A 15,303-nucleotide genomic window follows, 5' to 3' on the forward strand; every position below is an offset into this window, starting at 1 on the left:
ACGCGTAAGACGCTGGTCAGTTGGCAACGGACCGGCGGATTTTTTCATGTATGATACGCGCCCCATTTCGTTGCCCGACTGTCCGAGAACACCCCATGCAGCTTTCTTCGCTCACTGCGGTTTCCCCTGTTGACGGCCGCTACGCCGGCAAAACCCAGGCCCTGCGCCCAATTTTCAGCGAATACGGCCTGATCCGTGCTCGCGTTCTGGTTGAAGTGCGCTGGCTCCAGCGCCTGGCCGCTCACCCAGGCATCAGCGAAGTGCCGGCGTTCTCCGCCGAAGCCAACGCTGTGCTGAACACCTTGGCGGAAAACTTCGCTCTGGAGCACGCCGAGCGTGTCAAAGAGATCGAGCGCACCACCAACCACGACGTCAAAGCCATTGAGTACCTGCTCAAAGAGCAAGCGGCCAAGTTGCCGGAACTGGCCAAGGTCAGCGAATTCATCCACTTTGCCTGCACCAGCGAGGACATCAACAACCTGTCCCACGCCCTGATGCTGCGCGAAGGCCGTGATGACGTGATGCTGCCGCTGATGCGCCAGACTGCCGAAGCCATCCGCGAACTGGCGATCCGTTTTGCTGACGTGCCAATGCTGTCGCGCACCCACGGTCAACCGGCCTCGCCGACCACCCTGGGCAAAGAGCTGGCGAACGTGGTTTACCGCCTGGAGCGTCAAATCGCTCAAGTCGCGGCCGTTCCGCTGCTGGGCAAGATCAACGGCGCTGTCGGCAACTACAACGCTCACCTGTCGGCCTACCCGGAGATCGACTGGGAAGAGAACGCCCGCGCCTTCATCGAAGACGAGCTGGGCCTGGGATTCAACCCGTACACCACGCAGATCGAACCGCACGACTACATTGCCGAGCTGTTCGACGCGATCGCGCGCTTCAACACCATCCTGATCGACTTCGACCGCGACATCTGGGGCTACATCTCCCTGGGTTATTTCAAGCAGCGCACCATCGCTGGCGAAATCGGTTCGTCGACCATGCCGCACAAGGTCAACCCGATCGACTTCGAAAACTCCGAAGGCAACCTGGGCATCGCCAACGCACTGTTCCAGCACCTGGCGAGCAAGCTGCCGATCTCCCGCTGGCAGCGCGACCTGACCGACTCCACCGTACTGCGCAACCTCGGTGTCGGCTTCGCCCACAGCGTGATCGCGTACGAAGCCAGCCTCAAGGGCATCAGCAAGCTCGAGCTCAACGCTCAGAAGATTGCTGCCGACCTGGACGCGTGCTGGGAAGTATTGGCCGAGCCAATCCAGACCGTGATGCGTCGCTACAACATCGAAAACCCGTACGAAAAGCTGAAAGAGTTGACCCGTGGCAAGGGCATCAGCCCTGAAGCACTGCAAACTTTCATCGACGGCCTGGACATGCCAGCCGCCGCCAAGGCCGAGCTGAAATTGCTCACCCCGGCGAACTACATCGGCAACGCTGTAGAGCAAGCCAAACGCATCTGATCGACCGCTTTACCCTTTTGAGACGCCCGGCAGCGCCGGGCGTTTTTATTCCCGTCTGAAAAGTGCATTTTTTCAATAGGTTACACATGAATCCTGATATTCCTCTTCAACTTCTGGGCGGCATCACGGCGCGCGAATTCCTGCGCGACTACTGGCAGAAAAAACCGCTGCTGATCCGCCAGGCGATCCCTGATTTCGAAAGCCCGATCGACCCAGACGAACTGGCCGGCCTGGCGCTGGAAGAAGAAGTTGAATCGCGCCTGGTGATCGAACACGGCGAGCGTCCTTGGGAAATGCGTCGCGGCCCGTTTGCCGAAGACGAATTCAGCAAGTTGCCGGAAACCGAGTGGACCCTGCTGGTGCAAGCAGTCGACCAATTCGTGCCAGAAGTCAGCGAGCTGCTGGAAAACTTTCGCTTCCTGCCGAGCTGGCGCGTCGACGACGTGATGATCAGCTTCGCCGCCCCGGGTGGCAGCGTCGGTCCGCATTTCGATAACTACGATGTGTTCCTGCTGCAAGGTCACGGCAAGCGCAACTGGAAGATCGGCCAGATGTGCGACTCCGAGAGCAAGCTGCTGCCACACGCAGACCTGCGCATCCTCGCCGACTTCGAAGCCACCGATGAGTGGGTTCTGGAGCCGGGCGACATGCTCTACCTGCCGCCGCGCCTGGCCCATTGCGGCGTTGCGGTGGATGACTGCATGACCTACTCGGTCGGCTTCCGCGCCCCGAGCGCCTCTGAAGTGCTGACTCACTTCACCGACTTCCTCAGCCAGTTCCTGACCGATGAAGAGCGCTACACCGATGCCGACGCCCTGCCGGCGGTCGATCCACACCAGATTCAGCACGACGCCCTTGATCGCCTGAAAGCTTTGCTGGCCGAGCACATGAGCGACGAGCGCCTGCTGCTGACCTGGTTCGGCCAGTACATGACCGAGCCGCGCTACCCGGAACTGATCGTCGGCCCGGAAGAAGTCGAAGAAGAAGACTTTATCGCCAGCCTGGAACAAGGCGCTGTGCTGATCCGCAACCCGAGCGCGCGCATGGCCTGGTCCGAAGTCGATGACGACCTGCTGCTGTTCGCCAGCGGCCAGAGCCGTTACCTGCCGGGCAAACTGCGCGAACTGCTGAAATTGATCTGCGCTGCCGACGCCCTGCACACCGATAACCTCGGTGACTGGCTGAGCGACGAAGACGGCCGCGGCCTGCTGTGCGAGCTGGTCAAGCAAGGAAGCCTGGGGTTTGCTGATGAATAAAATTCACGTACGTGTCGCAGACTGGCAAAAGGACAACGCCGAGATCCGGCGCATTCGTGAGACGGTGTTCATCGCCGAGCAATCCGTTCCACCCGAGCTGGAATGGGATGCTGATGACGCAACAGCTGTGCATTTTCTGGCATTTGAAGGCGATTTCCCGATTGGCACCGCCCGCCTCCTGCCTGACGGCCACGTCGGCCGGGTGTCGGTGCTGAAAGACTGGCGCGGCTTGAAAGTCGGCGATGCGCTGATGCAAGCGGTGATCGGTGAAGCCGAAAAGCGCGGACTGAAGCAGCAAATGTTGAGCGCACAGGTACAGGCCACGGCGTTCTATGAGCGCCTGGGCTTCAGCCTGGTCAGTGAGGAATTCCTGGAAGCCGGGATTCCGCATGTGGACATGGTGCGGCATTCGGTCTGACACCCTGCCACCGATCGTTCCCACGCTCCGCGTGGGAACGATCACGCCCCGTCATTCTCGGATGCCGGGGCGTTTTGCTGTCTACGATTCAACTTGCCCCACTCCAGGCCGACAAACTGGCAATATCACCACTTCAAGATGTCGGAGATAACGGATATGTCCCTACGCACCCTGCTCACCACGCTGCTGATGGCCTGCAGTTTTTCGGCCATGGCGGCCACCGAGATCGTGCCACTGAACTACCGCACCAGTGCCGACATGCTGCCGATGGCCCAGGATTTCATTGGCAAGGAAGGCCAGGTCAGCGCCTACGGCAACCAACTGATCGTCAATGCCGATCAGCGCAAGATCGACGAACTTAAAGCCCTTATCGCCCAACTCGACACCCAACCCAAGCGCCTGCTGATCACTGTCGACACCAACGAAAACAACTTCCAGGGCGATCAGGGTTACTCGGTCAATGGCGCCAAACCGAGCCAGACTCGCATCATCAATCACAGTACCGACAGCCGTGACGGCGGGATTCAGCAGGTCCAGGCCAGCGAAGGGACGCCGGCACTGATCCAGGCCGGCCAGAGCGTTCCGCTCACCAGCACACAGACCGATTCCTACGGCGATCTGCGCAGCCAGACCGAATACCGCAACGTCACTCAAGGTTTCTATGTCACTGCCAGCGTCACCGGCGACATCGTTCACCTGGCGATCAGCACCAATCGTGACCGAATGAGCCAGGAACGTCCCGATGTAGTGAATGTGCAAAGTACCGACACCACTGTCACGGGACGACTAGGTGAATGGATCACCCTGGCCGGTGTGAACCGCCAGACTCAAGCCGATAAACAGGGTCAGACCCGCAGCTACTCGACTCAGGGCCGGGATGACATGACCCTGCGGGTGAAAGTCGATACTTTGGACTAATTCACCGAAAACTGACTGATTAGTCGTATTAGACCAAAGATGTAGTGCCATAAAAAAAGCACTACAAAACGTTTGACGATACAAAAAAGCAAAGGCATGATGGCCTCGCTCCCGCTAATCAGGGGCCCTGGCAAGGGCCTTCGAAGCGCCGTTCGCACCTACCCCGCGAGCCGCTTCGTGTCTGTACCGCCCACAAGGTGTGTTTGACGAGGTTGCCGACTGGAACGAAGTTGTCCCGAGGGACGGAAGCGTAATTAGGTAACCCGGCTCCACACTGAAGTTCGCACCAAGGCCCACGACGCCCGAATGCGCTCGCCAGTTCGCCCTTACCTGCTCACTTCCCCTCGAGCCCATCGTTCATCCCGTCGCCATCCCCGCCGAATCCGACTTGAATACCTAAGCTTCTGGTCAGCGAGCAGCCTTTTACGCCCCTCTAATTGCGTACTTGGCAGGAGCAGGAATTTTCCACCCAGACCTATGCGACGAGGTTTATCTCCATGGCACTGACACGCGAACAGCAAATTGCAGCCCTCGAAAAAGATTGGGCTGAAAACCCACGCTGGAAAGGCGTGACACGCGCTTACTCCGCTGCTGACGTCGTCCGCCTGCGTGGCTCGGTTCAACCTGAGCACACCTTTGCAAAATTGGGCGCCGAGAAGCTTTGGAACCTGGTAACCCAGGGCGCCAAGCCGTCCTTCCGCCCTGAGAAAGATTTCGTCAACTGCATGGGCGCCCTGACCGGCGGCCAGGCTGTACAACAAGTTAAAGCCGGTATCCAGGCGATCTACCTGTCGGGCTGGCAAGTCGCTGCGGACAACAACTCCGCCGAATCGATGTACCCGGATCAGTCGCTGTACCCGGTGGATTCGGTTCCAACCGTGGTCAAGCGCATCAACAACTCGTTCCGTCGTGCTGACCAGATCCAGTGGAAAGCCGGCAAAGGCCCGGGCGACGAAGGCTACATCGACTACTTCGCGCCGATCGTGGCTGATGCTGAAGCCGGTTTCGGCGGCGTACTGAACGCTTACGAGCTGATGAAGAGCATGATCGAAGCAGGCGCCGCTGGCGTTCACTTCGAAGACCAACTGGCTTCCGTGAAAAAATGCGGCCACATGGGCGGCAAGGTACTGGTTCCTACCCAGGAAGCTGTACAGAAGCTGACCGCTGCCCGTCTGGCGGCTGACGTTGCTGGTACTCCGACCATCATCCTGGCTCGTACCGACGCTAACGCGGCTGACCTGCTGACTTCCGACTGCGATCCGTACGACCAGCCGTTCGTAACTGGCGAACGTACCCAGGAAGGCTTCTACAAAGTGCGCGCCGGTCTCGACCAGGCCATCGCTCGCGGCCTGGCTTACGCTCCGTACGCCGACCTGATCTGGTGCGAAACCGCCAAGCCGGATCTGGACGAAGCTCGTCGCTTTGCCGAAGCGATCAAAAAGGAATACCCGGACCAACTGCTGTCGTACAACTGCTCGCCTTCCTTCAACTGGAAGAAAAACCTGGACGACGCGACCATCGCCAAGTTCCAGCGCGAACTGTCTGCCATGGGTTACAAGCATCAGTTCATCACCCTGGCCGGCATTCACAACATGTGGCACAGCATGTTCAACCTGGCGCACGACTACGCCCGTAACGACATGACTGCCTACGTGAAGCTGCAAGAGCAAGAGTTCGCTGACGCTGCCAAGGGTTACACCTTCGTGGCTCACCAGCAGGAAGTGGGCACCGGCTACTTCGACGACATGACCACTGTGATTCAAGGTGGCTCGTCTTCGGTAACCGCGCTGACCGGTTCGACTGAAGAAGAACAGTTCCACTGATCTGCTTCACCTGAGCAAACGGCCGTTGCAGACCGAATAGAAAGCTAACTGCAACGTCGCACATCTGACGCCCCGACTGGTTCGGGGCGTTTTTTTTGCCTCGGATCTAGCGAGCGGACTCGCTCGTGAAAGCTGTCGACCGTCACCTCCTCGGTAACCGCGCTTTGTTTCCGGTTCGCCAGTTCAATAGTTCAGACGATGAAGTTCACCAGCCGGTTGGGCACCACAATCATCCTGCCAGCCCCTTTCAGGTGGTTGCGCAACCCTGCGTCGGATGACGCCCTGCACCGAATGGCGTCATGCTCGGCATCAGCCTCGATCATAATGTGCCCGCGCAACTTGCCATTTATCTGCACCATCATTTTTACTTCGTCCTGTTTCAAGGCTTCGCTGTCCGGCATGGGCCACGGACTGTCGTAAATATCCCCCTCGAACCCAACCTCCGTCCAAAGGACCTGAGTGATGTGCGGCGTCACTGGGTGCAAAACCTGTAACAGGAAGACCATGGCCTCGCGGCGAATCGGCTGACTGGCCCCCCTGTCCCCCTCCAGCACCTTGAGCATTTTCATTGCGCCCGAAACGACGGTGTTGTATTGCAATCGTTCGTAATCGTTGTTGATCTGCTGCAGCAAACGATGCGTCTCAAAGCGCACGCGTTTCGATTCAGCCGTGTCTTCAACCCGATCATCTGCCCAGCACCGAGACTGCTCGTCGTGGAAGAAACTCCAGAGCCGGCGCAGAAAGCGATAGGCTCCTTCAACGCCGCTATCGCTCCAGATCGTGTCCTGATCAGGAGGCCCTGCAAAGATCGTGAAAAGTCGGGCGGTGTCAGCGCCGAACTTGTTAATGATGTCTTTCGGCTCGACGACGTTATTCTTCGATTTGGACATTTTTTCCACGCCACCGATGATGACGGGCAAACCGTCCTCAAGCGCCGTAGCCCTCAAAGGACGGTTTTTTTCGTCATATTCGACCACCACCTGCGCGGGGTAAAACCACTGCAGGCTACCGTCGTCGGCTTTTCGGAAATAGCTTTCACGCAAGAGCATGCCTTGGGTAAACAGGTTCTTGAACGGCTCGCTGAAATCCACCAGCCCTTCGTCACGCATGGCTCGTGCCCAGAACCTCGCATAGAGCAAATGCAACACCGCATGCTCGATACCACCGATGTATTGATCGATTGGCATCCAGTAACGACTGCCGGAGCCAACCATCGAGGTATCGCTATCAGGATCGCAATAACGCATGAAATACCAGCTCGAATCGACGAAGGTATCCATGGTGTCTGTTTCTCTCTGCGCTGCCGCTCCGCAGCGTGGGCAATCCACATGGCGAAACGACTTATGCGCCAGCAACGGGTTGCCGCTTCCATCCGGCACGCAATCAGTAGGCAATACGACCGGCAAGTCCGAATAAGGCACCGGCACGTCACCACATTGCTCACACTGGATGACAGGAATCGGCGTCCCCCAGTAACGTTGCCGTGAGATCCCCCAGTCGCGCAGGCGCCAAGTCGTAGTCTTCTCTCCCATTCGGCGATCAATCAGCGCAGCGGTTATCGCTTGGGCCGCCTCTGCAACAGAGAGGCCATCGTAGACACCTGAGTTGATGAGGTGCCCCTCTCGACGAGTGCAGTTGTCGGACCAGAACTTCGGGTCGAATACGTGATCGTCCCAGGCGATGACTGGGCGGACGGCCAAGCCATATTGATTGGCAAATTCAAAGTCGCGCTCATCGTGCGCAGGCACCCCCATCAGGGCTCCGTCACCATACTCGCCGAGCACATAATTGGTTATCCACAGCTCAACAGGCTCACCGGTCAACGGATGCTCCACATGCAAGCCACAGTGGACGCCAAACTTGCTCTGACTGCCGGACGGGCCGGAATCCGCCGTTTGTCGGCAGGTTTGCACCTGTGGCTCCAACCCAGGGTTGAGCTCCAGGGCATACTTGGCCAGTGTATGTTCAGGGGATATGGCACAGAAGGTGACGCCCATGAGCGTATCGATACGGGTGGTAAATACCCAGAGTTTGCCTTCGTCGATCACTTGTCCAGCAGCGTCCTGAATTCGGTGGGCAAATGCCAAACGCACTCCTGCGACCTTCCCTATCCAGTTGCGCTGCATGGTGCGGACCCTATCCGGCCAACCATCCAGAGTGTCGATTGCCGAGAGCAATTCCTCGGCATACTGGGTTATACGCAGGTAGTAACCCGGTATCTGCCGCCTTTCGACGAGAGCCCCCGAACGCCAACCTCGACCGTCGATCACTTGCTCATTGGCCAGCACCGTTTGATCGACAGGGTCCCAATTGACTACCTGGGTTTTCTTGTAGGCCACGCCCTTTTCCAGCAATTTGAGGAAAAACCACTGACTCCACTTGTAGTATTCAGGGTCGCAAGTGGCAATCTCCCGGGACCAATCGAAGGCAAGCCCCAAAGGCTGCATTTGCGATTTCATGTCCGCGATATTCAATAGCGTCCACTGCGCTGGCGAAACACCCGATTTCATAGCTGCGTTTTCTGCAGGCAAGCCAAAGGCATCCCATCCCATAGGCATCAGGACATTGAATCCTTTCATGCGCATATGGCGAGCCAACATGTCGTTGATCGTATAGTTGCGTACATGCCCCATGTGCAACTTTCCCGATGGATAGGGAAGCATCGAGCAGGCATAGAATTTAGGCCGGCAAGTATCTTCAATCGCCCTGAATACATCATTTTCAAGCCATTGGGCCTGAGCCGTACTTTCAACAGAGGCCGCGTCGTACTGTGCTCGCATAGAGTGTTCCTCACCTGTGCTGGAGCTGAGCGACAAGACTCGATCAACCCACAATTCCTTTGTTAGTTCTCGATCGGTGTTTCGGATGCAGCCCTTAGTCGAGCGATGTGGTGCGGGGTAATACAACTGCCCTGTGTCCGACAAAAAAACAGATGCCTCCAAATGCGATGCCCAGAACCCCATAGAGGCTCCAACTCAACGGGAAACCAACGCCAGCGATCAGCCAGGCTCCCAGCCCCACGGACACCATCCTCGCCCCCGCCAGTACGACAGGAACAAGAGAAAAGAGCGTAGGTTGCGTTTGCAATGGAGCTTTTTGCGAGATGAGCGCGGTGACGTAGGTAACGCTGAGAATCTCACCTAGCGTCCAGAAAAAAACAAAAAACAGAATCAGCGCCGTATGTTCGAAAAAGGCATAGGCGCCGAATCCAACACTGTAGAAAATCGCGGCAAAAGCCAAATTGGTGAGCGGCTCGAAACGCGACGTCAATGCAATCAGCGACTGCGTCAACAGTATCACCAGCAGCGCATTGACGATTCCTACTGCACCGAACAGGCTGGCAGCCTTCCCTGCCGTTACCACATCAAGCCACAACGGCAGATGGTACTCACGCTGTGCATCCAGCACCGCCAACGCAAAGAACATGACGCCCGCAGCAATCACGACATGCGGTATGCCAGCCATCATGCCAATTGAAGTTTCCCTTGTTGCAGGTTTGCTGCCGTGGCTTTCCGGCAGAGACAGACAGGCACTTGAGAACAGGCACAACACACTGGTGACTAGCGCAAAAAACATTAGGTAGACGCTATCGAGGGCCAGTAAATATCCGCCAATGACAAACAACAGAGCCGCTCCCAGATTGCTGGCCAGATGCAAATAGCCAAAAAAGGCGACGCGGTTACTATCGTTAGCCGTCAAGGACGTCAAGATACTGAACACAGGTGTGACCAGCCCCGCGCAGAACATGAACAGCAAAACCATGGCAATGGATGCGACCGGCGCACTGAACAAAATCCCGAACAACAAGCATACAAATGAACATACAGAAGAGCAGACCAACAGTGTCCTGAACGTATAGCGTCCGACCAACGCTCCTCCCAACACGTTACCCACGAGAAAAAACGCCGACATCAGCGTAATCACCAATGCCACCCCGGCACTATCGAGCCGGTAATGACGCTGGAAAAACAAAGCGGCGAAGGGACCCAAGGCATTCGTCATGACGAACAGCAATCGGAGCAGCACGATATTGCGCATCCCAGTGCCCAAACCGCTCATTATCAGCAATGGCTTCACTACTGAACTGCTTCCTTCACATCGCTCTTGCTGCCCTCATTGCCGCTTCCCTGCATTACCGCCATCAGGAATGTTTTCAGATCCGAAGACGCCGGCACGACTACACGCAGAATGTTTTCAAGTAACCCGAAACTGTGAGGATATTGGGAACAGTCGCTTACGCGAATGTTTGCCCGTGCGAACGCCTTGGCCAAACGGCCGTCGCTATGGTCTTCCAATAGTAGAAAGTTCGTTTCGCTATCGAAAACGACGATTCCGTAAACCCGGCAAAACTCGATTATCTCGTTTTTGACCTGCGCCAGTTCATGGTGGGCTTGCTCTAGTGCTTTACGGTTATTCAAACAGAACAGGGCAGCTTTCACCGCTACGTGGTTGATATCCCAAGGCCCTCGCACCTTCAACAACTCGCGAATTGATTCCGGATGCGTGACGACATACCCCAAACGCAATCCGGCAAGGCCGAAATACTTGGAGAATGAGCGAATGACGAACAATTGCCTGACTGAGCTGAACGCGTCCAGGCAGGTCTGCTGCAAATATTCAAAGTAGCTCTCATCAACAATTACTGGCTTGTTCAGTCTCACACAAGCCTCGACCAGAACCTTCAATTGTTCAGCGTCGATTCGCGCGCCCAACGGATTATTGGGATTGCACAGAATCAGCCCGTGGCTCGCCTGCAAGGCTTCGAGGATGGCTTTGGTCGGGAGAATGAAATGCTGTGTTTGCTTCTCGAATCCCACAATCACCGGTTCTACACCATTCACACTGAGCATCTGGTAATAGAAAGAAAATACCGGAGACGGAATGACCACCCGATCCCCTGGTGAAAACAGCAAGCGCACTACCAAGTCGATTGCCTGATCCGCACCATTGGTCAGCAGCAGGCTGTCGGTCGAAACCTTGCAGTAGTTTGCCAGCTCGGCCAGCAGCGGCTGATAGTTAGGGTAGGTAAACAGATCCCGGGCCTGTAACTCGGTGGCAATGAATCTCAGCAGAAAATCGTTTAAAAACTGATTTTCGTTCAAATCCAGCAACACCGACGAGAGGTCGCGTTCAGGTACCTTCCATAACCCGGAACGCTTGATATGCTCATGAACCTTCATCTGTGCATACCCCCGTAGATCACCTGCTCACCCGATTCGTACATGTGCTGCACCTGTTCATCGCTCGCGTACACGACCGACTTGCCAGTGGCTGCCGACAAACACTGGCTGGTGATCAGCCGACTGATTTCCGCAGTGAATGCCACAGCACGATGAAACGCCTCAGACAGGTCACGGCCGAAACTGGTGATGCCATGACCGGGCATGACAATACAGTTGGTGTCATGCGCGCATTGTCCAATGGCGCTGACGTCCAGTTCGATGTTCACACCTTCGCGAAGAATGCACGGTGGCTTGCCCATCACCAGCGCGGTGTCATTGGACACATACGCCATCTCACGCCACTGCATGACAGCAAAAAAAGAAATGACTTCATTGGGATGAAGATGCACGGTGGCATTAACGTCAGAGCGACACCGCATGATTTCCCGGTGCATTTGATGTCCTGCACTAGGGCGAAAACGACCATGCAGCAGCTCATTGGATTGCATATCCAGCACCGCCAGATGCTCAAGACCGCACTCTTCCAGCGACACGCCTCGGTGCTTGGTGTAGATCACTTCTCGCCGCCAGTACGGGCAATGGTTGCGTATCGCAATATTACCCAAGGTATTGACCAGTAATTGCCGCGCCGCCAACCGCTGACCGTATTGAAGAATACTGTTGCCGATCGCCAGGTCGAACCAGGTCGGCAATCCAGGCTTCGAAGCCTCAGGACCTGCAAGTTTCAACTCAGGCATATCCCTTCGCCTCCATCCGTGCGCAATCAGGATTGATGACGGTGTCCACCCTTTCCCCTCGCAGCAAACTCAGCATCGCTCCCAAAGCACGGGCCTTCAACTGACCCAGCGATCGCTCGCTGTAAAACGCGGCATGGGGTGTCAGCAATACACGTTCATGATCGATTAACGCCTGTGGGGGGGCCGGTTCTTCCTGCAGCACGTCCAGGAATGCCATGGACACAAGCCCGGACTGCAAGGCCCGCTGCAACGCGTCGGTATCGACAATTGCGCCCCGCGCAGTATTGACCAGAGTTGCACCCCGCTTCATGCGTGAAAAACACCGGTCGTTCAGCAGGTGTCGCGTATCGGGGGTGAGGGGCAGATGCAGCGATATGACATCTGCCCTAGCGAACAAAGACTCCAGTGACCCGCCCTCTGCAATGCCTTCAACACATTTCTCAACGCAAGGATCGTAATAGCAGATCTGATAACCCATGGCAGCCGCCCTGCGCGCCAATGCCTGCCCCGTTGCCCCATAGCCGATCAGCCCCAGAACCGTGTCGCGGCACGCTTTAACTTCACCGGAATGCGCTCTCCAACTCCAACCGCCTCGCCTGGTATGCGCGGCGTAATCGAGAAGCTTTCGCTGGGCGGACAATATGAGCGCCATGGCGTGCTCCGCGACTTCCTCTACCCCCACCGAACCAATATTGGAGAGCAGAATGCCCTTCGTGCTCAAGGCCTCGACATCGACATCATCAAGACCGATGGTCGCCTTCACCAACGCCCGGCAACGATGCATTTTGGCAACTAACGGCTCATCGATGACGACCGAATGAAAGGCAATAATGCCGTCGGCCCGGGCGAGTTGCTCATCCGATGGATTGGACGTCACCTCAACTGCATACGGCTGCTGCTCTGGCCCACAGCAGTACTCCCCCGGCTCGACATAATTCACTCGCAACGAATCGATCATCAGAATATTCATGAATGCTCCTCTTTCCCTGTCGGCAACATTGATTGCTGTTTCAAACGTCCCGGTTAACTACCCTCAAGTACTTAGATAGTTGCAGTTCATGCCGATGTGCTTTTCCTTGGCCAAGGCATAGATACAGGTAGCAGTCACCATATCTTGACTGGCATGCCCGACGCTGCGGAAGTAACTCAGACCACGCTTCAGCATTGCCGGCGGAGAATGATCGGCAACCAATGCACTCATCTCACGGATGTCCTTTTCGCCGATTATCGATAACGCTAAAGCCTGAGAAATTTCTCCCGACTCACATCGAGCGCAACCCAGATGGTCAACATGAACCTGAGCATCAGCCAACATTGCAGGGTCGATCTCACACGCCAGCAGCGAACTGCCGCCAATGGCGTTTACATGGGCGGATGGTTTCAGTTGGTGCGCCATAATCAGCGGTTGCGCACGATCATGGGACGTTGTCGTGCAGACGATGTCAGCATCGGCCAGCGCCTCATCCATACTTCGCACCGCAGTGATCGGCAGCGACAGTTCATTGGAAAGACGTTCGGCCAAAGCGACACTTTGATTAAATCGACGCGAAAACACCTTGATCCACCCCAACTCCCGGATGGTGGTCATCGCTCTTATATGCGCCGCAGCTTGGGTACCGGCACCGATGACGGCCAAATTAAGCCGCTCATGCGGGCAAAGCTTGTCCGTCGCCAAGGCACTCATGGCACTGGTACGGAGGGCAGTAAGGGTCGCCCCGTCGAGTATCGCCAGTAACTGCCCGGTTTCGATATCCATCAACAAAACCGCGCCATTGACTGACGATAACCCCCGCTCTGCGTTGCCTGGATGAAATGACGACACCTTAATCCCCAGTGTCTGGCTCTGGGGTATAAATGCCGGCATGAACAGTGAGAAAGCTCTTTGTCGCTCATGTGTAATGATCAAACGTTGTGGGACCACCGGGGACGCCAACGCAAACCCTCTATGAGCCTCCTCCAGTGCCTGGACAAGCCTTGGAAAATTGATACAGCGCTCAATGTCTTCACTGTTCAGAAGCAGCATGGCAATTCCTTGTTCCATTGATGCTGTTCGAAAGGGCCTGTCATTCCTGGAGCTGCGGTTGATCACCGCCAGCCAGGTCTGCGACCAGAATCTCGGAATGGCGCTGCCTTATCCGACGGGGTAGTCCTGCGACATACCGTTCCGGGGAACTAGAAATGTACGCAAGTAAGTGATCACCGGTGTTCCACCCTGCTTGCGTCCAATGACCTTGATGGTGACGATGCCTTGCCCTGGACGCGACCGGGATTCGCGCTTGGAAACCACCTCACTCTCAGCGTACAAGGTGTCACCAACATAGACCGGGTTCGGCAATCGAATCTCGTCCCAGCCCAGATTTGCGATCGCACGCGCACTCATGGTTGCCACTGTCATTCCGCTGACAATGGACAGTGTCACCGAACTGTTGACCAACAACTTCTTGAATTCGGTTTGCTGTGCATACGCAAGATCGATATGCGCAGGATGGTTATTCATATTGATTAATGACTGCCAGATATTATCCAACTCCGTTACGGTACGGCCGGGCCGGTGCTCGAAAATATCACCCACCACAAACTGTTCGTAATGCAGGCCATAGGACTCGCGATATCGATTTTCACCGATCCGCTCGTGGGCCAGAATCATCGGTTCCATTGCCTTTTCCTCACCGACCCAACTCTTGAGCGCGCTGGATCAATTTTCTTGCTTGTTTTACAAACGGAGGGCCCACCATCAGGTTCTTCAATTTCGTAATTTTTTCGCCGCTGTTTTCCGAAGCCTGCACAATTGCCAATGCATGCTCATATTCAGCAACGGACGGAGTGAAGACTTCATTGATAGTGGATATTTGCTTTGGATGAATGGCCGTCTTGCCACTGAAACCCAACTCCCGGACGTCACGGCACTCTTGCAGAAGTCCCATCTCATCATCGAGTTTGAAGTAGGCGGTGTCGAACACAGGGATCCTCGCCGCACTGCCAGCCGAGACGATGCTCGCGCGAGCATGCAGCATATTGGCCCAACCTCCGATAGTGACACCCAGGCTGGCCGCATAGTCGGCGGAGCCGAAGATCAGTCCATCAGCACTGGACGCGATGGTGTGAATATCACGTAGACAGGCTGGCGTCTCAACCGTAACCAGAATCTTTGGACTCTCTCCGTCGCGGCTCAAATTGGCTCGTACAATATCTATTTCAGCAGCCGCCTCGGTCATCGCCATGACGATGAACTCGGGTCGCTGATCAAGCGATTGCACCAGCAGCAGATCAAGCAATCCCTGATTATCGCGCAGAGGGTTAATTCGCAGCGCCGTGCGCTGCGAGACATGGCCACGGTAGAACTGCTCGACACACAACCGTGCTTGAACCTTCTGTGGGAGTGGCACGCCATCCTCCAGGTCAATCACCATTACATCAGTCAGATTATTCTTAGCGTATTGCCCGGGGTACAAAGCAGAGCAGTACAGTAAGCTTCTTGGTGTGGGATTGATCATCATGTCCT

13 protein-coding genes are annotated in these 15,303 nt (G+C 56.1%); 5 read left to right on the forward strand and 8 right to left on the reverse strand.

Annotated features, from left to right (window positions below; genetic code table 11):
* The first annotated feature begins 95 nt into the window (after positions 1–95).
* The 5 genes from purB (at position 96) to aceA (ending at position 5,881) form a co-directional block, all read left to right on the forward strand.
* Positions 96–1,466 carry an adenylosuccinate lyase gene (gene purB, locus BLW70_RS23830; protein WP_074878189.1) on the forward strand — a complete coding sequence of 457 codons (1,371 nt, stop codon included), beginning with the start codon at positions 96–98 and terminating at the stop codon, positions 1,464–1,466.
* A gap of 86 nt (positions 1,467–1,552) precedes the next feature.
* Positions 1,553–2,722 (forward strand): ribosomal protein uL16 3-hydroxylase, encoded by a 1,170-nt coding sequence (locus BLW70_RS23835; RefSeq protein WP_074878191.1) that lies wholly within the window; start codon positions 1,553–1,555, stop codon positions 2,720–2,722.
* Complete coding sequence (locus BLW70_RS23840; RefSeq protein WP_074878193.1) at positions 2,715–3,140, forward strand: GNAT family N-acetyltransferase; 426 nt, start codon at positions 2,715–2,717, stop codon at positions 3,138–3,140. The genes BLW70_RS23835 and BLW70_RS23840 overlap by 8 nt, the downstream gene beginning before the upstream one ends.
* Before the next feature lie 156 nt (positions 3,141–3,296).
* Positions 3,297–4,058 carry a secretin N-terminal domain-containing protein gene (locus BLW70_RS23845; protein ID WP_074878195.1) on the forward strand — a complete coding sequence of 254 codons (762 nt, stop codon included), beginning with the start codon at positions 3,297–3,299 and terminating at the stop codon, positions 4,056–4,058.
* A gap of 497 nt (positions 4,059–4,555) precedes the next feature.
* Positions 4,556–5,881 carry an isocitrate lyase gene (gene aceA / locus BLW70_RS23850; protein ID WP_008032724.1) on the forward strand — a complete coding sequence of 442 codons (1,326 nt, stop codon included), beginning with the start codon at positions 4,556–4,558 and terminating at the stop codon, positions 5,879–5,881.
* Between the two features lie 191 nt (positions 5,882–6,072).
* On the opposite strand, the gene leuS is transcribed toward aceA, so the two are convergent.
* The 8 genes from leuS to BLW70_RS23890 form a co-directional block, all read right to left on the reverse strand.
* Complete coding sequence (leuS, locus tag BLW70_RS23855) at positions 6,073–8,661, reverse strand: leucine--tRNA ligase (RefSeq protein WP_074878197.1); 2,589 nt, start codon at positions 8,659–8,661, stop codon at positions 6,073–6,075.
* Positions 8,662–8,755: 94 nt separating this feature from the next.
* The gene (locus BLW70_RS23860) at positions 8,756–9,958 is read right to left on the reverse strand and encodes an MFS transporter (RefSeq protein WP_235865022.1); all 1,203 of its coding nucleotides are present in this window, start codon (positions 9,956–9,958) and stop codon (positions 8,756–8,758) included.
* Complete coding sequence (locus BLW70_RS23865) at positions 9,958–11,061, reverse strand: pyridoxal phosphate-dependent aminotransferase (RefSeq protein WP_074878199.1); 1,104 nt, start codon at positions 11,059–11,061, stop codon at positions 9,958–9,960. Before BLW70_RS23865 ends, BLW70_RS23860 begins: the two co-directional genes overlap by 1 nt.
* Positions 11,058–11,801 (reverse strand): class II aldolase/adducin family protein, encoded by a 744-nt coding sequence (locus tag BLW70_RS23870; RefSeq protein WP_074878201.1) that lies wholly within the window; start codon positions 11,799–11,801, stop codon positions 11,058–11,060. Before BLW70_RS23870 ends, BLW70_RS23865 begins: the two co-directional genes overlap by 4 nt.
* Positions 11,794–12,771, reverse strand: coding sequence for a C-terminal binding protein (locus BLW70_RS23875; protein ID WP_074878203.1), 978 nt, complete (start codon positions 12,769–12,771; stop codon positions 11,794–11,796). The genes BLW70_RS23870 and BLW70_RS23875 overlap by 8 nt, the downstream gene beginning before the upstream one ends.
* A gap of 63 nt (positions 12,772–12,834) precedes the next feature.
* Positions 12,835–13,824: an ornithine cyclodeaminase family protein gene (locus BLW70_RS23880; protein WP_074878205.1), complete on the reverse strand. Its 990-nt coding sequence runs from the start codon at positions 13,822–13,824 to the stop codon at positions 12,835–12,837.
* Positions 13,825–13,932: 108 nt separating this feature from the next.
* Complete coding sequence (locus BLW70_RS23885) at positions 13,933–14,457, reverse strand: MaoC family dehydratase (protein WP_074878207.1); 525 nt, start codon at positions 14,455–14,457, stop codon at positions 13,933–13,935.
* Positions 14,458–14,467: 10 nt separating this feature from the next.
* Positions 14,468–15,298: an HpcH/HpaI aldolase/citrate lyase family protein gene (locus BLW70_RS23890; protein ID WP_232252196.1), complete on the reverse strand. Its 831-nt coding sequence runs from the start codon at positions 15,296–15,298 to the stop codon at positions 14,468–14,470.
* Positions 15,299–15,303 lie beyond the last annotated feature (5 nt).

It is taken from the genome of Pseudomonas frederiksbergensis (genome assembly GCF_900105495.1).
GTDB lineage: Bacteria > Pseudomonadota > Gammaproteobacteria > Pseudomonadales > Pseudomonadaceae > Aquipseudomonas > Aquipseudomonas frederiksbergensis.

Coding starts and splice junctions, on each gene's coding strand:
- BLW70_RS23865 (WP_074878199.1), bottom strand. CDS start 11,061: ATGAAGGTTCATGAGCATATCAAGCGTTCCGGGTTATGGAAGGTACCT.
- BLW70_RS23875 (WP_074878203.1), bottom strand. CDS start 12,771: ATGAATATTCTGATGATCGATTCGTTGCGAGTGAATTATGTCGAGCCG.
- BLW70_RS23870 (WP_074878201.1), bottom strand. CDS start 11,801: ATGCCTGAGTTGAAACTTGCAGGTCCTGAGGCTTCGAAGCCTGGATTG.
- BLW70_RS23880 (WP_074878205.1), bottom strand. CDS start 13,824: ATGCTGCTTCTGAACAGTGAAGACATTGAGCGCTGTATCAATTTTCCA.
- BLW70_RS23885 (WP_074878207.1), bottom strand. CDS start 14,457: ATGGAACCGATGATTCTGGCCCACGAGCGGATCGGTGAAAATCGATAT.
- BLW70_RS23840 (WP_074878193.1), top strand. CDS start 2,715: ATGAATAAAATTCACGTACGTGTCGCAGACTGGCAAAAGGACAACGCC.
- BLW70_RS23845 (WP_074878195.1), top strand. CDS start 3,297: ATGTCCCTACGCACCCTGCTCACCACGCTGCTGATGGCCTGCAGTTTT.
- BLW70_RS23890 (WP_232252196.1), bottom strand. CDS start 15,298: ATGATGATCAATCCCACACCAAGAAGCTTACTGTACTGCTCTGCTTTG.
- BLW70_RS23835 (WP_074878191.1), top strand. CDS start 1,553: ATGAATCCTGATATTCCTCTTCAACTTCTGGGCGGCATCACGGCGCGC.
- aceA (WP_008032724.1), top strand. CDS start 4,556: ATGGCACTGACACGCGAACAGCAAATTGCAGCCCTCGAAAAAGATTGG.
- leuS (WP_074878197.1), bottom strand. CDS start 8,661: ATGCGAGCACAGTACGACGCGGCCTCTGTTGAAAGTACGGCTCAGGCC.
- purB (WP_074878189.1), top strand. CDS start 96: ATGCAGCTTTCTTCGCTCACTGCGGTTTCCCCTGTTGACGGCCGCTAC.